This window comes from Avibacterium endocarditidis (assembly GCF_965138825.1).
In the GTDB taxonomy this organism is placed as follows: domain Bacteria; phylum Pseudomonadota; class Gammaproteobacteria; order Enterobacterales; family Pasteurellaceae; genus Avibacterium; species Avibacterium endocarditidis.
On sequence record NZ_CBCSDH010000002.1, the window covers coordinates 90479 to 115514 of the forward strand.

Consider the following 25036-nt stretch of genomic DNA (forward strand, 5'->3'; position numbering starts at 1 on the left):
ACCACCAAATAAGCAAGGAAACACCAATGAAAAAGACCTTTTTAGCCTTAATTTTCACCGCACTTTTAAGCGGCAATGTTATCGCCACAGAGCAACATTCAACCAAGTCCAATGCGGTTGAAAATACGAATACGGCGGAAAATACTAATGTAACTGAAAATACCAATTTGTCTGAAAACAAAAGTGCGGTGCAAAATGTGAAAATTTCTGATCTTCCCGTGATTGAAGCAGAACTCACCACCGCGCCAAATGTGCCAGCGCCTATTACGCGCGATTATCCTGCTCGTGTGGTGGTAAAACTGGAAGCGCTGGAAAAAATTATGGAAATTATGCCAAAAGTGCAATTCAAATATTGGACGTACAACGGTTCAACCCCGGCGCCATTTATTCGTGTACGCGAGGGGGATACGGTGGAAGTGCATTTATCCAACCCAATCAATTCCAAACTGCCACATAGCATTGATTTCCACTCTTCCGCAGCCCCTGAAGGCACGGCACTGGCAAGCAACACCGCACCGGGGCATACCAGTATTTATCAGTTCAAAGTGCTATCACCTGGGCTTTATCTTTATCACTGCGCCGCAATGCCTGGTGCGCCGACTCACATCGGCAAGGGAATGTTCGGTTTAATGTTGGTTGAGCCAAAAGAAGGCTTACCGCCAGTGGATAAAGAATTTTATATTGTACAGAACGAATTTTATACCCAAGGGGAATTTGGCGAAGCAGGCTTGCAAGTTTTTAGTATGCAAAAAGCGAGCTATGAACTGCCTGACTATGTGGTCTTTAACGGCCATTATGGCTCAATGCTCGGCGATAATGCGTTAAAAGCCAAAGTGGGCGAGAAGTTACGCTTTTATGTCGGCAACGCTGGGCCCAATAAGGTGTCCTCTTTCCATTTGATCGGCAAGCCTTTTGATACGGTGTATGTGGAAGGTGGTTCATTGCAAAATCACAATGTACAAACCACCTTAATTCCTGCTGGCGGCGCGATGATGGCTGAAACCACCATTCCTGTACCCGGCCCTTATCCTTTTGTGGATCATTCTATTTTCCGTACCGAAAAAGGCGCGAAAGGCGTGTTAATGGTAAGTGGGGAAGAAAATCCACAAATTTTCAGTGGAAAATTAAAAGATGAGCCTTACACCAAGCGCAATCCTGATGCGGACGTGTCCACAGGGTTTCAACATTAAAAATCGCGCAAAAAACCACCGCACTTTAATTTTAACGAATATAAGAGAAAAACAAATTTATGGCAGAAATTAATTACGAAGGCATTGAGCAAATGCCACTGCAAAACTTCACCGAAAGTGCCTATTTGAATTATTCAATGTATGTGATTATGGATCGCGCATTGCCCTTTATTGGTGATGGATTAAAGCCCGTGCAGCGCCGTATCGTCTATGCAATGTCAGAATTAGGGCTCAATGCCACGGCGAAATATAAAAAATCGGCGCGTACCGTGGGGGACGTATTAGGTAAATTCCACCCGCACGGTGATACCGCTTGTTACGAAGCTATGGTGCTAATGGCGCAGCCTTTCTCTTATCGTTATCCGCTTATTGATGGACAAGGAAACTGGGGGGCGCCTGATGATCCGAAATCCTTTGCGGCAATGCGTTATACCGAATCGCGTTTAGCCAAAATTTCAGAAATTTTGCTCAGCGAACTGGGGCAAGGCACGGTGGAATTTCAGCCTAACTTTGACGGCACATTAGAAGAACCCGAATACCTCCCCGCACGCCTACCGCATATTTTACTTAATGGCACAACGGGGATTGCCGTGGGAATGGCAACGGATATTCCCCCACACAATCTCAATGAAGTAGCCGATGCGGCGGTAATGCTGTTGGATAACCCAAAAGCCAATTTAGATGATGTAATGAGCGTGCTGCAAGGGCCTGATTATCCAACGGAAGCAGAAATTATTTCGAGCAAAGAAGATATTCGTAAAATTTACGAGCAAGGACGCGGCTCAATCAAAATGCGTGCGGTATGGAAAAAAGAAGATGGCGAAATCATCATTAGCGCACTGCCCCACCAAGCCTCGCCATCAAAAATCATCAGCCAAATCGCGGAACAAATGAATGCGAAAAAACTGCCGATGGTAGAAGATATTCGTGACGAAGCGGATCACAATAACCCAATCCGTATCGTGCTAGTGCCACGTTCCAACCGCGTGGATACCGATGCCCTAATGGCGCATTTATTTGCTACCACGGATTTAGAAAAAAGCTATCGTGTGAATATGAATATGATTGGCTTGGACAACAAGCCTGCGGTGAAAAATCTGCTGCAAATTCTCACCGAATGGCTGACTTTCCGCCGTACCACTGTAACCAGACGTTTACAACATCGCTTAGATAAAGTGCTGAACCGACTGCATATTTTGCAAGGTTTGATGATTGCTTTTTTAAATATTGATGAAGTGATCGCCATTATTCGTAACGAAGACAAGCCAAAGCAGGAATTAATGACGCGCTTTAATTTAAGTGATGAGCAAGCCGAGGCCATTTTAAACTTACGCTTACGCCAATTAGCCAAATTGGAAGAGCACGAACTGCAAGCGGAACAAGATAAATTAGAGCAAGAGCGGTTGAATTTAGAGCAAATTTTGGGATCAGAGCGCCGTTTAAATACGCTCATCAAAAAAGAAATTCAGCAAGATGCGAAAACCTTTGCTAGCCCTCGCCTTTCACCAATCGTAGAGCGTGCGGAAGCTAAAGCAATGGCTGAAAACGAAATGATCCCCGCTGAACCTGTTACCGTGATTTTATCGCAAATGGGCTGGGTGCGTTGTGCCAAAGGCCACGACATTGATCCGCAAGGGCTAAGCTACAAAGCAGGCGATGGTTATCTGGCGCACGCCTGCGGAAAAAGCAATCAGCCTGTGGTATTCCTTGATAGCACAGGACGCAGCTATGCGGTAGAACCACTATCCTTGCCTTCTGCACGCTCACAAGGCGAACCACTCACGGGCAAACTTTCCTTGCCAGCAGGGGCTACGGTTTCCCAAGTGTTAATGGAAAATGATGAGCAAAAATTATTAATGGCATCAGACGCAGGCTATGGATTTATTTGCCAATTTAGCGATTTAGTGGCGCGTAACAAAGCAGGTAAGGCCTTGATTTCCTTGCCAGAAAACGCTCAAGTCTTGCCACCATTAAGTTTACAAGAAAATAAAAACTTGCTTGTGGCACTCACTTCCGCAGGCAGAGTGTTGATTTTCCCAGTGCAAGATCTGCCTGAATTATCCAAAGGAAAAGGCAACAAAATCGTTTCTATCCCTGCGGCTAACGCAAAAGATCGCAGCGAATTATTAGTACGCTTATTGTTAATTTCCGAACAAGCAAACTTGGTATTCCATTCAGGCAAACGTAAAATCACACTTAAAGCGGAAGATTTACAACGCTTCCGTGCTGAACGTGGACGCAAAGGCAGCCAGCTGCCAAGGGGCTTGCATAGTGGCGCAGAAATTGAAGTGATTGAGCCAAATCAATAAAACCTAAATATGCTTATAGGCGAATCATCAGGTTCGCCTATTTTTTCTCTTTTCTCTCGCTAAATTTTTGATATTGCTCACAAATTTTAACTTTAACGCAAGCTTTTTTATTTTTTCTGCTTTATGATGAAAAAAATGATCTCCGTATTATAGAGAGTAGAGAGGATAAAATGAGCCGTATTGAACAACATATTTCTCACCGTTTACAACACGCCTTAGCCCAATTAGAAAATCAAAATTTGGCACAAGATCTTTGGCATATTTTTGCCGAACAACATTTTCAAGGATTTCTACCGCACTTTGCCGTACAGCATTTATGCCAAAAACATCAATTAGATCCTAAAACCCTTTCTTTATTGTTGTTACCCGTGAGCGCAACCTATGCCAATCCAACCATCTCACAATTTAACGTGGGTGCGGTGGCAATTGGCGAAAGTGGCAATTTCTACTTTGGCGGAAATCAAGAATTCTGCGCCACCAATATTCAACAAACTATTCACGCAGAACAAAGTGCCATTTCTCATGCTTGGATGCGCAAAGAGAAAAAGCTCACCGACATCACGGTGAATTACACCCCGTGCGGCCATTGTCGTCAATTTATGAACGAATTAAATAGTGCAGACAGCTTGCATATTCATCTGCCGCATAGCCAAAACAATCTACTACATAGCTATTTGCCTGATGCTTTTGGCCCTGCAGATTTAGCCATTCCTTATCGTTTATTTGACGAAAAAACCAATGGTTTACAATTAACCACAAAAGATCCATTAATTCACACCGCACTTGAAGCCGCAAACCAATCCCACGCACCTTACACCCAAAGTTTCTGTGGGGTTGCGGTAGAATTACAAGATAAACAAGTTTTCCAAGGCAGCTACGCGGAAAACGCCGCCTTCAACCCAAGCCTCCCCGCCCTACAAGTGGCCATCAATTATCTTCTACTAAGCGGTAACGAAGTAGAAAACATCACCCGCGTAGTGATGGTAGAACACCCAGTAAAACTCTCCTACAAACAAATGGCCGAAGAATTATTAGGCTATTTAGGGGAAGTGAAGTTGGAGTATATTGCGGTTTAGTTCTCAATTTTCTCAAAAATTGCGGTTTAGTTCTCAATTTTCTCAAAATATGATCTAAATCACAGTAATATTGATTTAATTTCGGTAAGATTTTTTGTCTTACCGATCTTTTTAGTATTAAGGAGAAGAGCATGCAAGCCTCACTACAAGATATTCTCGATGTGGTTAAAGCAAAAAATCTAACCTATCATCAAAAATTAATGAGCTTAGGCAATATTGCTGAGCGGCTATTTAATCCCATTGATTTATTAGGCTACACAGAAGAAGAATGGGAATATCTGCAAAATCATATGATTTGTGATTTATGTGAAGGCTATGCCATTTATCGTCCGCGTTATATTTTGCCTGACTATAATGTTTATATTCAAAAAGGCTGTAAGTTCCTTGACTTACCGCCACCAAAAGATCTTGATGAAGTGCTAGATGGCTTGCTCATTCTCTATTCCCATGTTCCGTCCATTACGACTTATCCCGTTTATATTGGACGCTTAGATGAATTACTCGATCCTTTCATTACTGACGAGAAGCAAGATTACATCAAAATTAAACGTTTCTTAAACCATATTGATAAAACTATTGCTGATTCTTTCTGCCACGCCAATATTGGCCCTTATGATACTAAAGCTGGGCGTTTAATTTTACAGGCGGTCATTGAGCTAGAAAATACCACACCAAATATGACTATTCGCTACGATAAACAAAAAACCTCGCGTGAATTTGCAGAACTTGCTGCTAAAGCCTGTTTATTGGTGTCAAAACCGTCTTTTGCCAATGATCCTTATTATATTGAAGATCTGGGAGAACAATATGGTATCGCCAGTTGTTACAATGCGCTGCCTGAATGTGGTGGTGCTTATACCCTGACTCGCTTAAGATTAGGTACTATCGGACGTGCTTGCTCAAGTGTTGATGAAATGGTGAATGAATTATTACCTAAAGTGGCAAAACTTGCCCTTTCCACAATGGATAAACGGCATAAATTTTTGATCGAAGAAAGCAATTTCTTTGAAAGCAGTTTCTTAGCGCAAGAAGAATTTATCAAGCGTGAAAACTTCACCAGTATGATCGCCATTGTAGGATTAGCCGATGCGGTCAATCATCTTTTACAACAAGAAGGCATTAACGAAACCTTCGGGCAAAGCCAACGTGGTGATGAGATCGCCACACTCATTATGGATAAATTGGAAGAAGTCAATAACGCGCATAAAGGGCTTTATGTGGAGCGTACCAATAATCGTTATTTACTACACGCGCAAGTGGGGGCGAGCAACCACGAAGAAGATAAGATGAATACGCCAGCACACCGTATTCGCGTGGGTGAAGAACCAACATTATTAGCGCATCTAAAACAATCGGCCCCATTCCATAAATACTTCCCTTCTGGTACAGGGGATCTCTTTGCTTTCGATCAAACCTATACTGATCATTTAGATGCGGTGGTGGATATTATTGATGGCGCTTTCGCACAAGGCTATCGCTACATTACAACTTATCTAAAAAATACCGATCTCATTCGCGTAACCGGCTATTTAGTGAAGAAAAGCGAGGTTGAGCGTTATCGCAAAGGCGAAGCGGTATTACGCGATACCACTTGGTATGGCTCTGGCACAGACGATTGCGCCAAGGTTTTTGATCGCCAATTACGCGATAAAGAAGATGTAACCGCTCATTTATAATGAAAAGCTCAGCTTCCCTCTCCGAGATCTATGTTCCTCTACATCGGATAATCCCCTTTTCCAATGTAGAGGGACAAGGCAACCGCACCAGCATTTTTCTGCAAGGTTGTAAGCTAAATTGCCTTTATTGCCATAACCCAGAAACTATTCCAAGAAAAAACAGCGAAGCAAAATTAGTCAGCTTGCAATATTTGTATGATCAGGTAATGAACGCCGTGCCGTTTATTCGCGGCATTACCGTTTCCGGCGGTGAACCCACCATTCATCATAAAAAATTAGTCCCACTTTTCACCGCACTTCGCCAGCAGGGTCTAACCTGTTATCTTGATAGCAGCGGATTTTTTGATTATGACAGCACGCAATCCTTAATTGCCGTAACCGATAAATTTCTCTTTGATCTCAAAGGTGATGGCTTAGGCTTACAAACACTCTGTTTTGAACGCCGCAATCAGCAAGGCAAAGTGCCAACTCAAATTATCCCCACAACGCAGCATATCAAAACAGAAAACCTCACCCGAAATTGGCAGAATCTCGCCAAATTATTACCGCACAATAAAATTGAAGAAGTGCGGTTGGTTTTTATCAAAGATTTTTTTGACGCCTACCACTTAGTGGAAAAAGCGGCACAACTGCTACGAGATTATCCCAAGGTGTTATTCAAAATTATTCGAGTGCATAGCAAAGGGGCAAGAGATGAAACTGGTTTAACCCCTTTTATTCCCACAGTGGAAGAAACTCAGGCACTGGCAGCATTTGCTAAACAATGCGGAATACAAAAAATTACCACAATTACCTAAATTCATTCATCAAGGAGCGTAACTATGGATCTCATTATCAGTATTGTCGGGGTTTTCGTCCTGCTTGGCATTGGCTTGCTGTTTTCCAACAACCGCAAAGCCATTAATTTCCGAACTATTTTTGGTGCCTTAGCCATTCAAATCGGCTTTGCTGCGCTGATTTTGTATGTGCCAGCGGGAAGAAATGCCCTGCTTAGCACCGCTGAAGGCGTAAGCAAAGTGATAAATTATGGTAACGAAGGGATCGCCTTTCTTTTTGGTAACCTTGCCGATCCAAGCAATGTAGGCTTTATTTTTGCTTTCAAAGTCCTACCAATTATCGTCTTTTTCTCAGCCTTAATTTCCGTGCTGTATTACATCGGCGTAATGCAATGGGTAATTAAAATTATCGGCGGAGGCTTGCAAAAAGCACTAGGTACATCAAAGGCAGAATCAATGTCGGCGGCTGCCAATATTTTTGTTGGACAAACCGAAGCGCCACTTGTGGTTAAGCCTTTTATTAGCCGAATGACCGAATCTGAATTATTTACCGTAATGGTAGGTGGAACGGCTTCCATCGCAGGTTCTGTATTAGCAGGCTATGCCGGTATGGGTGTGCCACTCACCTACTTAATCGCTGCGTCATTTATGGCAGCGCCCGCAGGCTTATTGTTCGCCAAATTGATGTATCCACAAACAGAAAAATTCAGCGACACCTTAGAAGAAAATGTCAAAACTGAAAAACCAAATAATATCGTTGAAGCGCTCGCCAATGGTGCGGCGTCAGGGGTAACGCTTGCCATCAATGTGGGCGGTATGTTGATCGCCTTTATCGCCTCTATCGCCTTATTAAATGGCTTAATCGGCGGAATCGGTGGCTGGTTTGGCTATGGCGATCTCACCTTACAAAGCCTACTCGGCTATTTATTCCAACCTATCGCTTTCATCATCGGCGTTCCTTGGCAAGATGCTGAAATTGCAGGACAAATGATCGGAATGAAATTAGCCGTAAATGAATTTGTGGGCTATTTAGAGTTCGCCCAATATTTACAACCTGATGCGGCTGTACAACTTAGCGATAAAACCAAAGCCATTATCACTTTTGCTTTATGTGGCTTCGCTAACTTCAGCGCGATTGCCGTACTCATTGGCGGAATTGGCAGTATGGCACCAACCCGCCGCTCCGACATCGCTCGTCTAGGCTTAAAAGCCGTCATCGCCGGCACACTCGCCAACCTAATGAGCGCTACTATCGCAGGATTCTTCATTGATCTCAGTGGTGCTGCATTGAGTTAATCAGTCAAAAATAAAGGCATAGCGGGAATATTCCTGCTATGCCATTAATAAAAAATTGATAAAAAAGCACCGCTCTTTAATTTCTTCTCTTTCTTAAGAGGCCCAACTCCCCCACACTAACATCACAAAAAACAGCAAGGATACTGCCATTTCTGCCATTCCGACTTGTTTAACGGAAAGTTTGTATTTGGGAAGCAAGATTGCGCGGATAAATGGGGGGACGAAAGCCAAAGCTAATAAATATTGCTGGCATAAGGCAAAACCGAGAATGCAGAGTAAATGGAATGCGATGGACGCGTACAGATAGCGTGGATTTTTGCGTTCACGCATTACGGATTTAACGTATAACGTTACGCCAACAAAAAATAAGCTTGGGTAGAGCGCAACCCAGTAGATTTTGTGATCGAATTGTGAATTGGCAAAATAATACGCTGCCATTCCTGCGATGGCGAAAATGATAATGCCGGCAAAATCGTTTAGCAAATTGCGCTCATCTTTTTGTTTTACATAGTAAATATTCACTGCGACAAACGGCAACATTGCTAGCAGGAAATATAAAATATGCCAGTTATGCCATAAGGCCGGCAAGGCAAAAAGTAAGCTGGCAGTGGCGTAAATTAGCGTCCATTTGCGATAAAGCTCAAGATTTCTGCCTTTGAATAAATTTAAAAAGGGATAGGTCATCAAATAAAGGGCGAACCACGCCAATAACAGAAATAAATGCAGCGTGATCGGTGTGGAAAGTAACATTCCGTATAAAAACGGCATCAGTGCCATTACGATAGCACCGTGTTGATTGGAAATAAGCAGTTTCATAATAACAAATAAGTGCGGTGAAAAATTGCCAAGAATTTTAGCTATTTTTGCGCATAATCGCTATAATCCTTGCGAATTATTTTATTTCATAAAAGGAAAAACGATGACAACAATCCAACGTTTTCACGCCAATGAACGCCTTGCCGAAATGTGCGTTTATAATGGTGTGGCTTATTTGGCGGGACAAGTGCCAGAAAATACACAAGGCAATGCGTATGAGCAAACCAAGGAAGTGCTTGGTTTAATTGATAACTTACTGTCTGAAGCGGGATCAGATAAACGCAAAATCTTAAATGCACAAATTTTCTTGGCCGATATGCAAGATTATGCAGAGATGAACCGCGCTTGGGACGAGTTGGTTGATCGCCACAATCCGCCAAGCCGCGCGACCGTAGAGGCCAAACTTGCCGTGCCTGAGTGGAAAGTGGAGATCGTAATTACCGCTGCGGTGTAGCCAAAGTTAATTCCACCAGTAACGGATTATGATCAGAACTGGTGGTCTGCACCGTACGCGCAGATTTCACGCTAAAACCGCGCACAAATACCCAATCAAGCGGATTATCCAAAAAACGTAGCCTATCATCAGGCTGAAATGATAGGGTTGCCAAACCATAAAGTGCGGTGAGTTTTTTGATTAAATTTATCCGCTCTTTATTCCACGCATTGAAATCGCCCGCCAGAATAATTGGCCCCTGATGCTGTTCAATCAGCTTAAACATCGCTTCTAACTGCTGTTGATAATGGCTTGGATTCAGCTCAAAATTCACCAAATGCAAATTAATTGTCAATAGCGATTGCCCGTTGCTCAAGGGAAACGCCATTGCATTGCCCACTTTAGGAATACGAATCCAAGGCTCAATGGAAGATCCTGCGCAATAATATTGTGGTGCAAAACGGCTCATCAGTTCGACGCCTGATTGGTTGCCCAAATAGGTAAAACTGCTGGTATAAAGTGCGGTGGAAAATTTGGAAAAATTATGGGAAGAATGTTGCTCCACCAACTTTTGCTGACTTGACACTTCTTGCAACAAAAGAAAATCTTGCCCTTGCAACAAGCTCGTTAATTGCTGTTGCCAACCTTGATCTTGCCCTTTGTGCATATTCCACACCAACAGGCGAAAATCCTGCTGCTCAATGGGCTTTACAGACTGCTCTGCATAAAAACAAGCTACGGTATTATCCAAGGCTTTATGCTCATAATGTAACGCATTTTCTGTGCGAAATTGAATTTTCAGCTCAGGGTAAATTTCTAGGCTATACCACAAATAGCCAACGCTCAGTAGAATAAATCCTAGCAAGGCGATAAAAAAGGATTTTAGTTTACTCATTTTGATGTATTTTGAAATTTTGTGCTTTCTAAATAATAGCAGTTTACTTATACTACGCCAATTAATTTGGCTTATTCTCCACTCCCTTCTAACTTACCAAATGGAGCAAAATCAGCCACGTTTCTTAGCAAAATTCTTTATTATTTTGATTAAGGCATTTCAATGAACGTTTATACCTATATTTGCTTTCTCTCAGCCATTTCCATTCTGATCGGCTTTGTTACGCAAAAAATTAACGACAAAATTCAATACACCATCGCCATTACCGCCACCTCAATGGTTGCTTCACTGGTGTTATTGGTAATGGGGCATTTCAATTTATTACACGTTGACTTGCTCGCCAAGGGCGTAATGGAACAGATTGATTTTAAAAGTTTCTTACTCAACGGGATTTTAGGTTTCCTCCTTTTTGCCGGCGCATTGGGGATAAAACTGCCAGTAATGAAAAGCCAAAAATGTGAAATCACCATTCTCGCCTTATTTTCTACCTTCGCTTCTACTTTCCTTATCGGCACAACCTTTTATTTCTTAACTTTAGCCCTTGGCTGGGAAGTGGATTTTATTTATTGTATGCTGTTTGGTGCCTTGATTTCCCCTACCGACCCAATCGCCGTGTTAGCCATCATCAAAAATCTCAAAGCACCGAAAAAACTTTCAATGAAAGTGGAAGGGGAATCCTTATTTAATGACGGTGTGGGATTAGTGATTTTCACCACCATCTTTGCCGTGGCATTCGGCGGCAAACAGCCTACCGTGGCTGATGTGAGCGAACTTTTCCTAATGGAAGCAGGCGGCGGTTTGCTGTTTGGTTTGATACTCGGCTTAGTGGCACATTTCCTGATTTCCGCTACCGATGACGGAAGTTTAGAAATTTTGCTCACGCTCACCATTCCAACTGCAGGCTTTATGGTAGCGAATCTACTCGAAGTTTCAGGCGCATTAGCAATGGTGGTTTCGGGCATTATCATCGGCAACTGGACAAGACACACGGGCTTCTCCAAACAAAGCCAGCATTATTTAGATCATTTTTGGGAGATGATCGACCATTTCCTAAACTCTTTGTTATTCCTACTCATCGGCGCGGCAATGTTGCTGGTAAACTTCACCTATCAAGGGATTATTTTAAGCCTACTCGCCATTCCACTTTGCCTAATCTGCCGTTACATCAGCGTGTGGACACCGTTTAAATTCTTAAGTATGAAGACCACCTATAACCCATACACCTTACGCATTCTCACTTGGGGTGGCTTGCGTGGCGGGCTTTCACTCGCAATGGCGCTTTCCATTCCCGTAGGTAGCCTGTATATCCCCAAAATCGGTATGAACGTACGTGATCTGCTTTTGGTAATGACCTACGCCGTGGTAATGTTCTCCATTCTCGTCCAAGGCACCACCATTGAAACAATGGTACGCAAATCCAAAGAAGCCACCTTGCAAGCAAGAGGATATGTGGGGTTAAAGCCGGAGCATAAGGAAGAAACAGAGGCATAAAAAGGAAGGGCTAACTTAGGTTAGCCCTTTTTATATATTAGAAAAAAACCACCGCACTTATATTTTTGTAGAATTAAGATTTGCGCAAAATTCTGCTTGAAACCACACCGGCGGTCATTGCACCGTTTACGTTTAGGGCGGTGCGTCCCATATCAATCAGCGGTTCAATGGAAATAAGTAAGCCGACTAATGCTAGCGGTAAGCCCATTGTGGAAAGTACGATGATCGCAGCAAAGGTTGCGCCGCCGCCAACACCGGCAATACCAAAGGAAGAAAGAGTTACCACTAAAACGAGAGTCAGCAAAAACTCTAATGACATTGGATCGATCCCCACTGTTGGCGCGACCATTACGGCGAGCATTGCAGGATAAATCCCTGCGCAGCCGTTTTGTCCGATTGTCGCCCCGAAAGACGCAGCAAAATTGGCAATGGCTGAAGGCACGTTCAATTTTGATACTTGGGTTTCAATATTCATTGGAATTGTCGCTGCACTTGAACGTGAGGTGAATGCAAACAGCAAGGTCGGAAAGGCTTGTTGATAATAACGAATTGGATTCACTTTCACCAAAGAAAGTAAAATACCGTGTACCACAAACATTAAGAAAATGGCTAAATAAGATGCCACGATAAAGCCGAGCAAATTAAGAATGTCCGCAAGATTTGAAGTGGCAACCACTTTTGTCATCAACGCCAATACGCCATAAGGGGTAAGACGAATCACCACGCGAACAAGGCTCATCACTAATTTATTCAAACTTTCCCCCCCTTGCGATAAGCGATCGGCAAGTTCTTCATTATCTTGACGAATACGCAAAATCGCCACGCCTAAAAACGCGGCAAAAATCACCACACTGATAATAGAGGTTGGGTTTGCGCCAGTGAGTTCAGCAAACGGATTTTTCGGAATAAAAGAAAGCAACATTGTCGGCACATTCAAGCCAGCCACTTTTTCTGCTCGACCAAGCACGCGATCTTGCGCGGCAAGCTCACGATCGCCTGCCACTAGCCCCTCGGCAGAAAGATCAAATAAATTTGCCATTGTAATCCCTATCACCGCTGCGATTGCTGTTGTAATGAGCAGAACAGAAAGCACGCTAACACTGATCTTGCCCAACGAACTTGCCCCTTGCAAGCGTGCCACTGCAGAGAGAATCGATACAAAAACCAGCGGCATTACAATCATTTGCAGCAATCTCACATAACCACTACCGACAATGCCAATCCAGTTTAAGGTTTCTTTTATCACAGGGGTATTGCTGTCATAAAGAAAATGCAATGCGCCACCAAATAATACCCCTAAAATTAACGCCAAAAACACGCTATGCGATAGCGTATGATTTCGGTTAAAGTACCATTTCACACCGACTAATAAAGCAATAAATATGACTAAATTAATCGCAATATAGCTCCACATTATTTTTGTCCTACTTTTGTTTTTAATTCCTAAGTTTCCAAATAATACTGGCTTTTTCTTATTTCTTTCAATAAAAATTTTGCTATATCTTATACGGTTTTGATCTAATAAGATCAAAAAAAGTACAGTCTTTTCTACCGCACTTTTTTCTTCTTCAATACGCTATTTAGCGGTATTATGTAGCAGTTGCACAAAGCCAAAAAATCAAACAGTTAATCTCAAAAAGAAAGCCTTTGGCTCAATAAAGCTAAAGGCTTTTTAATTCACAACAAATCTTCCATTACAAGTAGATAGGCGATATTTACTCTTGCGGTAAGGGATAATGTTTTAGATTTGCTTGAAAGTAAGTAATGAGCCATAAGTATTCCTTGTGTGTACAAGGTACTCAAAGCTAAACGCTAGACATAAAAAATCGCCCACCTGAATTTTCAGGTCGGCTCAAAGCGTTTTGCCTTGAATACCGTACTGCCACAAGAAATACGTGGACTTTAATAAATGAGTAGCAAACCCAAAATAGAGCCTTAATAAAAGGGTTCTACGCCTATATGGTTCGCTATGCTTCTTTGAAAGAAACTAGGCTAAATATAAATAAATGGTTCATTGGCAAATTGTAGATGTTCATCAATGATTAATGGCATTAATATAATTTATTCCACATAAATCCCATTAAATTTATCTATAAAATCAGAAGACTTCTCTGTGTAAAATGGTAAGCCAATTAGCCTATAGTAAGGGGTATCTTTTTGGATAATTTTATCCTTACCATACTCTGCCGTGATAGTTTGCAGAAAATTCTCTTTCCATTGGTCTTTTTCTGTTAAATGTGCACCTTTTGGTTCAATGAAAATTTGATAATGCAAACAAGCATTGATATTTTTTAGCGTTGCTCTTGTCTTATCTTTGAGTAATAAAATAAAATCAGGCATAAAACCCTCACCATTATCAAAATTGCTTAATTTTAATACTTCTTCATTTCGTAATAGATGGAAATCGCATTTACTCTCCCAATTTCCCATTCTTTCTTTCACAAATTGAACTAGGCTCGCTTCCAAATCCGTGCCTGCAAAATTATCCACAGCATACCATTCAGGTTTTGCTACTTCAGTTTTAACTGTATCTTTACTGACCCATTTTTCTTTAGGTTGTCCAAAAATTTCCCACAAGGTCTTTGCTGTAAATTCTTTTGTGCCTATAAATGGCGTATCACTTTGTTTTAAATGCTGTTCTGCGGTTTCTAGCACTATCAAACAAGCCTTTAATTTTTCATCAGACGAAATGGTAAGATTGCTGTCCAATCCTAAAAATTCCACTTTCCAATCTTGCATCAAATCCGTTTGCAACTCTCGGCGACTTTTAATGCCTAGTTTTTCTTGCAAGCGGTCAAAATGGAACAAAGAATTGCTATTTTTACCTTTAATATGAATAGCTTTATCAAAAATATGTTGTTCAATCTCGCCAATAGTTAAGGTTTTTGAGTGATTGTTTTCTATACCTAATTGATTCAGTTCATCAGTATTAAACTGTGTTTCTTGTAACAATCCATTACTGTGAACCGTAATGCTTAACGGTTGATTTAATGCCCTTAAACTATCTGCATTATTGGCTTTGGCATTTGGATTCGGCACTTTTTTATTCGACCAAATTAATAGATTTTTAAAACTTTCATTCTGTGCCAGTTCAGGCTTAATTGCAAAACGCACCTTAATTTTATCCGTGTTTTCAGGGATATAGCCATCTTTTCGCAGTTCGGTTTTCAGTTCGGAAATATAGCGAGATTGCTCATCAAAGGTATAATAAAACAGTTCTTCCAAGACTTTTAGTTCGTGTTCTACGCCGTCAAACTTGCGTTTATTTGGCAATTTGTCTTCAAAAGCAAAAGGAAAATACCGAACACCACGTCCGATTAGTTGCTTTTCTGATACTGTTGCGGCTGCTGTTTTACCTACCTTTTTATTTGAACCACCGCCATTTTGCCCTTCATATAATCGAACAATGTCAAACAAATTTAGTACATCCCAACCTTCGGTTAAGCGTTCAACAGTAAAAATTGCTCGAATCGGATTATCTGCCGCTTCTAAATTATTTAAGAGTTTTTCTGTATCCGTATCGGTTTTTTCACTTTTGCTTTTGTTGGTTTGTGAGTTAGTAATAATTACATTATGCGGTTGATAATTTTCCTTTACCCAATTCGCTAAATGCGACATCGTCAAATTATGCTCACGCATAAACTGCAAGACTTGCTCTGTACGAGTTTTACCTTGTTCGTTTTCTGTACCGCCATCACTTAAATTTTGCGTTAATGTCGTTAAAAAATCAAAATCTTGACCATTTGCACTTTCCGTCCATTGCAAAAATGTTTGATAATCCGCCCAAGAATCATCAATGGTTTTACTACGAAATAGCATAACAGGTTTGAAATTAGTAATACCGTATTGAATCGCAATTTGATGGCGATACCAAGCAAATAATAAGGCGTGCAATACTCTTTCTTTTTTCGCCAATTTTGATGAAACAAGGTTAATCTGTTTGGTATAACCAGCTTGTAGAAATTCTTTTAACGCAAATTTAGCGATGATTTTGTCGGCATATTTTTTCGCTACGTCATCATTTTCAGGTAAAGTTGCAGTAAATTCTAGTAACACATTTTTGCTTGTATTACCGTTTTTATTGAGTAGCAACTCCAATACCATATGTTCCCAACCTTTACGTTCAATTTCTTCTGAACTTGCTTTACCACTTAATTCCACTTCCCAATCTAGCGTATTTTGTTTGCCTTTTTTGGTTTGAGCATTTAAGTGGTGTGCTTCATCACCTAACATTACGATATTAAGCTTATGCAAATCTGCCAACGTGGTTTGGTTCTCACGCTCTATATGAATGTCGTTATACAATTTTTGAATGGTGGTAAATTTAATTTCAATACCGTCTGAAAATTCGCTAAACGTTTCCACTTTTTTTATTGGAATGACTTTGTCGCCCTGCAAAATCTTTGGTGTAAACAAAAATTTGTGGTGCGATGAGTCCACAAAATTGTTTTCTGTTTTATCTACAATATTATTTTGATTCACAAAAAATAGAAAATGACGATAGCCTTTTTCATAGTAATATAGCATTAAGGCTGCCATCATCATCGTTTTACCTGCACCTGTTGCCATATGAAACAACAAATGCGTTGGCTTATTTTTTAAATCAGGGAAATCGTCTAGCTCTGAAGTGCGGTCAAAAATCAAAAAGTTTTCAAGAGCGGCTTTTTGCCAGTCAAAAAAATTAAATTTTAAGTTATTAGACACAAATTCAGGTATTTCCAATAATTCAGGTTTGTATTTTTTAACTGCTTTACGTTCGTTTTCAATCGCATCAAATAAGGTCTTTTCCATTATTGCTCTCCGTAAAACTGCATGGTTAAATTCTTGTCTTCGTTAGATAACACGTCATCAAATTGACTATCTTCCATATCGCTAACATTTACATAAAGTTGGTTTAAATCCAACATTTCTAACATCATCTGTTTTTGTTCATCAAGCGATAAGGCTTGAAACTCCACTTCTTGCATAATATCGGCAAATTCTTTGATGTTTAATGTATATTTTAAAAAATAGCGACTGCAAAGCTCGTTAAACAAAGTTTTTAAGCAGTCAAAATCTTCACAAGCTAAGATTAAATCTTTGGCTTTCTCGTTAAACGCTGCCAGTTCAAAATAAACAAACTCGCCACCGCCTTGCCAGTTTACGGTTTTGGAAATGCCACTTTGTTCACCGCTAATCACTTTATTTAAGCGAGCCACCGCAAACTCTTCAATATAATCCATTTGCTCAATGCCGATATATTGGCGGTTCATTTTATGGGCAACAGCAGCTGTGGTTCCCGTACCTAAATGAAAGTCGAGAACAATATCGCCTTCATTGGTGTGAGCTTCAATAATACGTTGCAATAATTTTTCAGATTTTTGTCCTTTCAATTCGGACGTGCCAAGCATTTTTGAAACACTTTCACCCGAGAAACTGACAATGGCAATACTATTTAAATCATCATATTCATTGGCATTCCAAACATCTTCAATAGCATATCGTTCTGGGCGGTTTTTATAATTGATATCTGTAATGATTTTTTCTGCAATATCATTATTCACACCATATTCAGCAAAAATTGGTTTAACTTTATCTTTGTTAATTAGATTTTTAAATTCACTATTTTGAATATAGGTTTTATTAAATTTTAATTCATCGCTATTTTTAGAATAAAATAAAATGGTGTCGTGATTTCTTACATAGTTATTAATGGCGGTTTTATAGCCAGATACCCAACCAATACGCCAAATAATTTCTCGTTGGAAATTATGTTCGCCAAAAATTTGATCCATTAACACTTTGCAATAATGCACTTCGTTATAATCCAAATTAACGTAAATTGCTCCATCGTCGGCTAATAATTTTTGGGCAATTTCAAGGCGATTTTTCATAAACGTCAGCCAAGTAGAGCGGTTAAATTTGTCGTTATATTTAAAGCCATCATTGCCCGTATTATATGGCGGATCAATATAAATTAACTTCACTTTGCCTTTAAATTGCGTAGCAAGGGAATGTAGGGCGATAAGGTTGTTGCCTTTAATAATTAGATTTTCAGCAAGTGTGCCATCTGAATGGCGTTTAAGTGTACCGACAGGCTGTTTGCCGTTTTGAGTATAGCGAGAGAAATGAGAAAGGGCTTTAGGATCAAGTAAACGATCGATTTCATCGAATGCTAACACTTGATTAAAGAAAATTTCTTGACGTTTCCGACTTTGTTTTTGGTATAATTGAGCTGAGCTGAGCTGAGCTGAGCTGAGCTGAGCTGAGCTGAGCTGAGCTGAGCGTCCTTATTGCGTTCAAAATAAATCTCCGTCCCTTCTTCCGAACTCTGTCCACCGTTTAACACACAATCTTTAAACGGAAAATCCAACACTATATCAGTACTGTCTTTTAAGAAACGACTGCCGTCTGTTAAACCTATGCGGTTCTTGTATCGGGTGTATGAGTGGCTGATTTTGTTTTGTGACAAGAAAAATTGAAAATCAGCTTTCTTAAATACTAACGCCCCAGCGATCTCGGTAAAAAAATGGCGTTTTAAATCTGAGTTACTTAACAGTGCTGCCATTATCTCTACATCGTGCTTTTCCAATTTATCTAGTAGTAAATTAAATGCTAATTCTGTTTTGTCATCATTAGCCCAAATACCGTTGCAAGAATGCAGAGCAGTTTTTAAAGTAGATAGAAGTTTATTTTGGCTCATAATAAAAATTCTCTAAAATTTTTCAGTTGAAATCGCCTTAAACGCTGTTTTCATTGTTTTTTGTACAAGATTAGGCATTAAGCGATAGTGAGTGATTAGTTGATTTTCTTCGGCTGAAAATGATTCTTTTGATATACCTTTCAGTATTTCTCCTTCTCCCAAAATCAACCAATTTAGATCGATATTAAAAGTTTGGCTCATTTTAGAAAGGGCTTCTAAATTAGGTTCTCGCTCACTACGTACATAGTTGTACATTGAGCGATAAGGAATATCACAGCGTTCTGCAAAATCTTTGATTGTAAGCTGATTAAGCTCAATAAGCTGATTTAATCGTTCTGAAATGTTCAAATGAGTAACTCCATATTGACTTTTATTTCTCATTGTGATAAATTTTGATTTGTAAAATTATTCATTTGGGTAATTTTAATACATATTATCAGAAACATCTTTTTAGGTAAAACCATTTATATGGCACAAAGTTTTTTGTTATCTAGCTTTGCAAGAAAATTAAGTCCACTTAAGATAGCTCGCCTATCTGATGCGGAAGCATTTTCTTTATTGCATGAACTACGCTGGAGAAGTGAAAACGAACAAGTTTGCCCTAAATGCGGTGTGCAACATAAAGCCTACTTTATCTCTACACGCAAACAATGGCGTTGCAAGCATTGCAAACACACGTTTAGCATTACATCAGGTACAATTTTTGCGAACCATAAATTGCCCATTCAAACTTACTTATTCGCTATCGCTTTATTTGTGAATGCAGTAAAAGGGATTTCAGCCTGTCATCTCTCTCGTGATTTAAACGTGCAGTACAAAACCGCTTTTACCTTATCACATAAAATCCGTGAAAGCCTGATTGTACAGCGTGAGCTTTTTCCACTTTCAGGCGAAATCCATATTGACGGTACTTACGTGCATTCCGCTCCACGTCCAAAGAATAAGAAAGTAGACCGAGTAGATAGACGCTTAAAAGAAAATGCCAATCCAAATAAACGTGCAGTATTGGTAATACGTGAGCGTTATTCAGAACAGGAAACATCTTCCAATCCGCTGTTAGTTGGTGCAAAGAGAACCATCACGTTTCCTATTTTGTCAGAAAACACAGAAATTGGCTGCTGCATATATTGAACCAAATAGCCGTATTCATACCGATGAAAACAATGCTTATGATGAATTAATCGTGGATTACGACTTACAACGAGTGAACCATCAAAAAGAATATCGTAGCGATGAAGGGATTACCAATAACCTTGCGGAAAGTTACTTTAGTCGCTTTAAACGTATGTATTACGGACAAGTTCATAAAATGAGTAATATCTACCTTGATAACTACGCAAACGAAATAGCGTATCGGGAAGATACTCGCAAACTGGATAATTTAACGATTTTCAACGATATCACCAATAAATGCCTTTCTACATCATCAGAAAACGCTTGGAAAGGCTATTGGCAAGGTCATCACAGACAAGTAGAAAGATTGGTGATGTAATGGCATATACACTTGATAAAAAACTCAAAGAACTTGAATTTGAGCGTAAACAAGTACGAGAACATCTCTCTCTGCTTGATGATAAAATCTATATTTTACGCAAAGCGATTCAGATAATGGAAGAACATCAAGATGTTACCGAATACGATACCTCACAATTCCAATATCGTACTCGCCGCCGCCGTTTTACCACAAATTCAGCTACCTTAATTATCCGTTTACTCAAAACAGAGCCACATCGTTATTGGCGAGTTGAAGAAATTACAAAAGAAATTCTCATTGCAGATAATCAACCCAATACTCCAGTGAACCGCACCTATATTAAGAATGTTCATGCAGCAATGGATAGATTACTCAAAAAAGGCATTGTAGAACGACAGCCAGACAAGGCTCACAATGTGGCTTTATGGCGATTAAAAACCGAGAAATAATGGTTATCACTGTTATTTCTACGTTGCAATCTCTTTTAACCGCCACTGAATTACCTTAACCGAAGATTTCTCTTGCAAAACCTGTCTCTCAACAATGCCTTTCTCTTGTAATCGTCTTAATGCGTGTGAAAAGGCGGTTACAATTGAATGATACTGAGATTTATGCTCTCTTTTCCCTTCAATTTCAAATGCTTTAAACATTATCTCTTTCGCTGACATCCATTGATTTGGGTAATGTTTAAACACTTTTGCAATATAATCGCTAGGGTGATGAGCGTATATTGAAATCGCACTCCCATCACCAATAGATTTAGCTTTCCGCCTTCTTTCCTGCTTGATAGAAAACGGGTCACTCTGTAATGCCACTAATGCTTGTTGTAGAGTTACTTGATGCTCTTTCGCCTTTTCAATACATTGCTCAAAGTGCGAAATTTGTTGCGTAAGTTCTGCGATTTTCTGCCGAATAAGGGTTTCCCCACTCATTCTTGCCATAAAAAAATCCTTATGATGTAAAATAACCACAAGGATTTTAGTCAAATTTAGTTAATTGGTCTTTATGCAACTGCTACATAATACCGCTATTTAGGATAATTGACTCTTTCTACTTTGCCCATTTTTTCTGCGCAATTTATTTCTATTTCCACAAGGGTGGCAGGGTAAAAATTCGCAGGATTTCGACCGCACAATTCGCGCACAATATCGCCCACTAAAGGTAAATGGGAAATAATCAGCAAGCTTTCTACCCCATCTTGTGCCAAAACCGTCAAATAATCTCGCACCAAACCTGCATCGCCATAAGGCGTGATGCCGTCCCAAGTTTCTAACTTCGCTTGCAGTTGATTTTGGAACGCTAAATTGACTTGCTCAAAGGTTTGTTGTGCGCGCAGATAAGGGCTAACCAGCACTTTATCAAGATCGGCATTAATAGAACGCAGCCACTGCCCTTGTTGATAGGATTGCTGTTTACCATTTTCGGTGAGCGGTCTTGCACTGTCTGAAGGGGCGATGGTTTGCGCTTCGCCATGTCGCATTACAAAAATTTTCATATCACTACTCTATTTTTAATGAAAAGCAACGAATTAATGAGAAGAAAAGAAGCGAAAAACTCGCTTCTTTTACACCGCACTTTTCAATTTATTTAGTTTGCACGCACCGCTTCAGCGATTTCTTCTGCACATTGTTGTGCAAGCGCGCCATCTTCGCATTCTACCATTACACGAATTAACGGTTCGGTGCCTGATTTTCTTAACAAAATACGCCCTTTGCCCGCTAAGCGTTTTTCCACTTCTGCGGCTACGGCTTTCACTTGTTCGCTTTCTAATGGATTGCTGCCACCTGCGAAACGAACATTAATTAACACTTGTGGGAATAATTGCACCGCACTAGCTAATTCATTAAGGGATAAGCGATGTTCTACCATTGCCGCTAACACTGCAAGGGAAGCGATAATGCCGTCCCCTGTGGTATTTTTATCGGCAATAATGATATGCCCTGAGTTTTCACCACCAAGCTGCCAGCCTTTTTCTTGCATTTGCTCTAACACATAACGATCGCCCACATTGGCACGCACAAATGGGATCGCTAATTCTTTTAAGGCAAGTTCAAGACGCATATTACTCATTAATGTGCCAACCACGCCGCCTTTTAGTTTGCCGGCACGCAAGGCTTCACGGGCGATGATAAATAAAGCTTGGTCGCCGTCCACTTTATTACCAAGGTGATCCACTAAGATTAAGCGGTCGCCATCGCCGTCATAAGCTAAACCAATATCAGCTTTGGTTTCTAACACTTTGTCTTGTAAGGCTTTAATGTCGGTCGCGCCGCATTTTTCATTGATATTCATTCCATTTGGCTGCGTGCCAATTTCGATCACTTCTGCGCCTAATTCACGCATTACATTCGGGGCAATATGGTAGGTTGCGCCGTTCGCACAGTCCACCACAATTTTGTAATTTTCTAGGCTTAAATGAGCTGGGAAGGTGCTTTTACAAAATTCAATGTAACGCCCTGCCGCATCGTTAATACGGCTAGCTCGCCCAAGTTGTGCGGATTCCACACAATCCATTGGTTGTTCTAACATTGCCTCAATGGCTTCTTCCACATCATCAGGCAATTTTGTACCTTGCGTGGAGAAAAATTTGATCCCATTATCATAATAAGGGTTATGGGAAGCGGAAATCACAATGCCTGCTTCTGCACGGAAAGTGCGGGTTAAATAGGCAATAGCAGGGGTTGGCATTGGCCCAGTAAAGGCGGCTGAAAGCCCTGCTGCGGCTAAACCTGCTTCAAGGGCAGATTCCAACATATAGCCCGAAATGCGGGTATCTTTACCAATTAATACGGTGCCATAACCCTGTGTTGCTAGCACTTTTCCTGCTGCCCAACCAAGTTTAAGGACGAAATCAGGGGTAATTGGTGAAGTTCCTACTTTTCCACGCACACCATCAGTGCCGAAATATTTGCGTTCTGCCATTTGTATTCCTTTTTATGTTTTATGGTTAAAAATCATTACGTTGATTGACGTTATTATGCCATTTGCGTGGTTTGCCAAATTTTTAATGCGTCTGCGGTGGGTGCAACATCGTGTACGCGCACAATTTTCGCACCATTGTTCACGGCAATTAATGCGGCGGCAACACTGCCCACAATACGTTCATCAACAGGTTTATCTAACACCGCGCCAATCATTGATTTACGCGAAATACCTGCCAATACAGGATAATCTTGGGTAAATTTTGCTAGTTGTTGCAATAATTGATAATTATGTTGCACGGTTTTGCCAAAGCCAAAGCCCAGATCCCAAATAATGTTTTCCTTTTTCATTCCCGCTGCTAAACAAAGTGCGGTGCGATTTTCGAGAAAATTTAGCACCTCTTGCACCACATTTTCATAGTGGGGATTTTGTTGCATTGTGCGCGGCTGCCCTTGCATATGCATTATGCAGGTGGGCAAGGCTAACTGCACGGCGGTTTGTAGCGCATTGGGTTCAGTTAAAGCACGAATATCATTAATGAAATCCATTCCAACTTTGGCACTTTCCGCCATTACTTGCGCCTTAGAAGTATCCACGGAAATCCAACAATCGAAGCGTTTTCTCACGGCTTCCACCATTGGCACAACGCGATCTAATTCTTGTTCAAGGCTAACTTCTTCTGCCATTGGGCGTGTGGATTCACCGCCAATATCGATAATGGCAGCCCCTTCGTTAAGCATTTTTTCCACTTGAAATAAGGCTTTATCACGGTCAAAAAACAAACCGCTATCAGAAAAAGAATCTGGCGTGAAATTTAAAATCCCCATAATTTGGGGTTGAGCTAGGGAAAGGGTTTTATTATTGGCTTGTAACTTCATAATCTTTTGTTTTGCATCAAAGTGCGGTCAATTATAGCGAAATATTTGTGCAAACAAAATATAAACATTTTGTCGCGCTGAAATCATAATTCACTTATACTGACGAGCAAATAACCAAGAGGAAATCAAAATGAACAAAACAGTTTTAGCTTTAAGTTTTAGTGCGATTTTTTTACTGTCTGCTTGTGATGATAAACAAGTGGCTGAATTACAACAAAAATTGCAACAAGCTGAAAAAATGCAACAGAGCCAACAGCAAGAAATTAACCAATTACAAAATGAGCTGAATGCACAGAAATCCTTATTCCCTGCATTGCAAGTGGAAATTTCTCCGCTCTTCCAAAAAGAAGAAACATTAACCCTAAAAAACACTGACAGCACCGCAACCGTCAAGGTTTCAGTAAGTATGCCTGAAACCCATATTGAATGGCTTGACGAATTGCTTCGCCAATATTGGGGGCGATACATTCAATATGAAAAAGGGAATGAAGAACCAAAGCTCACCGCTATCACTCAAGATCAACTGAAAAAATCCCTTGAACAAATTTATCAAGAATATCGTGAGGAAATTTTAACCGAGGGTACAATTGGAAAAGATTTTTCTATTTCGCCCTACTATTTAGGACAACGCCAAAACTGGCTTGGATTCAGAGTGAGTATCTATAACTATGGCGGTGGTGCTCACGGATTTAATATGAGCCATTATCTTAATGTTGATGTACAGCAAAAGAGCCTGATTACCCTTGAAAAATTAGTTGCACAAGAAAACCAAGCCGCACTACTTGATGCCTTATGGAAAATTTACACTCAAGATCTCGCCAAAGGGGAAGAACCTTTTACCTCTCGCGATCTGTTCTATATTTCACCTGAGTTTTATTTTGATCAAGAAGGCGTTCATTTTGTCTATCCACCTTATGCCCTTAATTCTTATGCTGAAGGAGAAAGAACGTTGGATTTATATTGGGGGCAAACAGAAATTGATCTACTCAATCCTGAATATGTGAAACCTTGGCTTAAATAAAATAGGAAATAAAAAAAGTGCCTCATTAGAGGCACACTCGGAAAGCAAAATATGACCATCAGGCTATTAAAATAGCACTTGTTATGGCATAAATAATACGC

19 protein-coding genes and 2 pseudogenes are annotated in these 25036 nt (G+C 40.4%); 11 read left to right on the forward strand and 10 right to left on the reverse strand.

Translation table 11 applies throughout. The annotated features are described in order from the left end of the window. Positions 1–26 precede the first annotated feature (26 nt). From nirK to ACNAV8_RS01545, 6 genes are all read left to right on the forward strand, one after another. Positions 27–1190 carry a copper-containing nitrite reductase gene (gene nirK / locus ACNAV8_RS01520; RefSeq protein WP_103855001.1) on the forward strand — a complete coding sequence of 388 codons (1164 nt, stop codon included), beginning with the start codon at positions 27–29 and terminating at the stop codon, positions 1188–1190. 59 nt (positions 1191–1249) lie between these two features. Continuing rightward, positions 1250–3499, forward strand: coding sequence for a DNA topoisomerase IV subunit A (gene parC / locus ACNAV8_RS01525; RefSeq protein ID WP_415777086.1), 2250 nt, complete (start codon positions 1250–1252; stop codon positions 3497–3499). A gap of 170 nt (positions 3500–3669) precedes the next feature. After that, positions 3670–4575: a cytidine deaminase gene (gene cdd / locus ACNAV8_RS01530; RefSeq protein WP_103853001.1), complete on the forward strand. Its 906-nt coding sequence runs from the start codon at positions 3670–3672 to the stop codon at positions 4573–4575. A 131-nt stretch (positions 4576–4706) separates the two neighbouring features. Further along, complete coding sequence (locus tag ACNAV8_RS01535; protein WP_415777087.1) at positions 4707–6251, forward strand: YjjI family glycine radical enzyme; 1545 nt, start codon at positions 4707–4709, stop codon at positions 6249–6251. Continuing rightward, a complete protein-coding gene (locus ACNAV8_RS01540; RefSeq protein WP_103854999.1) occupies positions 6251–7048 on the forward strand; it encodes a 4Fe-4S cluster-binding domain-containing protein in 798 nt (265 codons plus the stop codon). Before ACNAV8_RS01535 ends, ACNAV8_RS01540 begins: the two co-directional genes overlap by 1 nt. 24 nt (positions 7049–7072) lie before the next feature. After that, positions 7073–8323, forward strand: a complete 1251-nt coding sequence (locus ACNAV8_RS01545; RefSeq protein ID WP_103853004.1) for a NupC/NupG family nucleoside CNT transporter — start codon at positions 7073–7075, stop codon at positions 8321–8323. A gap of 93 nt (positions 8324–8416) precedes the next feature. Here ACNAV8_RS01545 and ACNAV8_RS01550 read toward each other — a convergent pair whose 3' ends face one another. Next, positions 8417–9139, reverse strand: coding sequence for a YwiC-like family protein (locus ACNAV8_RS01550; RefSeq protein ID WP_103854998.1), 723 nt, complete (start codon positions 9137–9139; stop codon positions 8417–8419). Between the two features lie 103 nt (positions 9140–9242). On the opposite strand from ACNAV8_RS01550, the gene ACNAV8_RS01555 reads away from it, so the two are divergent. Further along, positions 9243–9593, forward strand: coding sequence for a RidA family protein (locus ACNAV8_RS01555; RefSeq protein WP_103854997.1), 351 nt, complete (start codon positions 9243–9245; stop codon positions 9591–9593). Here the strand turns inward: ACNAV8_RS01555 and ACNAV8_RS01560 are convergent. After that, positions 9577–10467: an endonuclease/exonuclease/phosphatase family protein gene (locus tag ACNAV8_RS01560; RefSeq protein ID WP_415777088.1), complete on the reverse strand. Its 891-nt coding sequence runs from the start codon at positions 10465–10467 to the stop codon at positions 9577–9579. The genes ACNAV8_RS01555 and ACNAV8_RS01560 overlap by 17 nt on opposite strands. Positions 10468–10629: 162 nt before the next feature. On the opposite strand from ACNAV8_RS01560, the gene ACNAV8_RS01565 reads away from it, so the two are divergent. After that, a complete protein-coding gene (locus tag ACNAV8_RS01565; RefSeq protein ID WP_103854996.1) occupies positions 10630–11958 on the forward strand; it encodes a cation:proton antiporter in 1329 nt (442 codons plus the stop codon). 73 nt (positions 11959–12031) lie between these two features. Here ACNAV8_RS01565 and ACNAV8_RS01570 read toward each other — a convergent pair whose 3' ends face one another. The 4 genes and pseudogenes from ACNAV8_RS01570 to ACNAV8_RS01585 all read right to left on the reverse strand — a co-directional run bounded on the left by ACNAV8_RS01570 (position 12032) and on the right by ACNAV8_RS01585 (position 18988). Next, positions 12032–13372 (reverse strand): L-cystine transporter, encoded by a 1341-nt coding sequence (locus ACNAV8_RS01570; RefSeq protein ID WP_415777089.1) that lies wholly within the window; start codon positions 13370–13372, stop codon positions 12032–12034. 647 nt (positions 13373–14019) lie between these two features. Next, positions 14020–16749 carry a DEAD/DEAH box helicase family protein gene (locus ACNAV8_RS01575; RefSeq protein ID WP_415777090.1) on the reverse strand — a complete coding sequence of 910 codons (2730 nt, stop codon included), beginning with the start codon at positions 16747–16749 and terminating at the stop codon, positions 14020–14022. Beyond that, a pseudogene (locus ACNAV8_RS01580) lies at positions 16749–18640 on the reverse strand (DNA methyltransferase). The gene ACNAV8_RS01575 and the pseudogene ACNAV8_RS01580 overlap by 1 nt, the downstream one beginning before the upstream one ends. A gap of 12 nt (positions 18641–18652) precedes the next feature. Then, positions 18653–18988: a helix-turn-helix domain-containing protein gene (locus ACNAV8_RS01585; RefSeq protein WP_103854994.1), complete on the reverse strand. Its 336-nt coding sequence runs from the start codon at positions 18986–18988 to the stop codon at positions 18653–18655. Between the two features lie 120 nt (positions 18989–19108). On the opposite strand from ACNAV8_RS01585, the pseudogene ACNAV8_RS01590 reads away from it, so the two are divergent. Together ACNAV8_RS01590 and ACNAV8_RS01595 are read left to right on the forward strand one after the other, a co-directional pair. Then, a pseudogene (locus tag ACNAV8_RS01590) lies at positions 19109–20132 on the forward strand (IS1595 family transposase). Beyond that, on the forward strand, positions 20132–20563 hold the full coding sequence (locus ACNAV8_RS01595; RefSeq protein WP_103854993.1) for a hypothetical protein: 432 nt from the start codon (positions 20132–20134) through the stop codon (positions 20561–20563). The pseudogene ACNAV8_RS01590 and the gene ACNAV8_RS01595 overlap by 1 nt, the downstream one beginning before the upstream one ends. A gap of 18 nt (positions 20564–20581) precedes the next feature. On the opposite strand, the gene ACNAV8_RS01600 is transcribed toward ACNAV8_RS01595, so the two are convergent. The 4 genes from ACNAV8_RS01600 to folP all read right to left on the reverse strand — a co-directional run bounded on the left by ACNAV8_RS01600 (position 20582) and on the right by folP (position 23914). Further along, positions 20582–21055, reverse strand: a complete 474-nt coding sequence (locus tag ACNAV8_RS01600; RefSeq protein ID WP_245872524.1) for a hypothetical protein — start codon at positions 21053–21055, stop codon at positions 20582–20584. Between the two features lie 86 nt (positions 21056–21141). After that, on the reverse strand, positions 21142–21609 hold the full coding sequence (sixA, locus tag ACNAV8_RS01605; protein ID WP_103854992.1) for a phosphohistidine phosphatase SixA: 468 nt from the start codon (positions 21607–21609) through the stop codon (positions 21142–21144). A gap of 92 nt (positions 21610–21701) precedes the next feature. Further along, positions 21702–23036 carry a phosphoglucosamine mutase gene (gene glmM, locus ACNAV8_RS01610; protein ID WP_103854991.1) on the reverse strand — a complete coding sequence of 445 codons (1335 nt, stop codon included), beginning with the start codon at positions 23034–23036 and terminating at the stop codon, positions 21702–21704. Between the two features lie 53 nt (positions 23037–23089). Beyond that, a complete protein-coding gene (gene folP, locus ACNAV8_RS01615; RefSeq protein WP_103854990.1) occupies positions 23090–23914 on the reverse strand; it encodes a dihydropteroate synthase in 825 nt (274 codons plus the stop codon). A 130-nt stretch (positions 23915–24044) separates the two neighbouring features. Between folP and ACNAV8_RS01620 the strand changes: the two genes are divergently transcribed. After that, positions 24045–24935 carry a DUF3298 and DUF4163 domain-containing protein gene (locus ACNAV8_RS01620; protein WP_103854989.1) on the forward strand — a complete coding sequence of 297 codons (891 nt, stop codon included), beginning with the start codon at positions 24045–24047 and terminating at the stop codon, positions 24933–24935. Positions 24936–25036 lie beyond the last annotated feature (101 nt).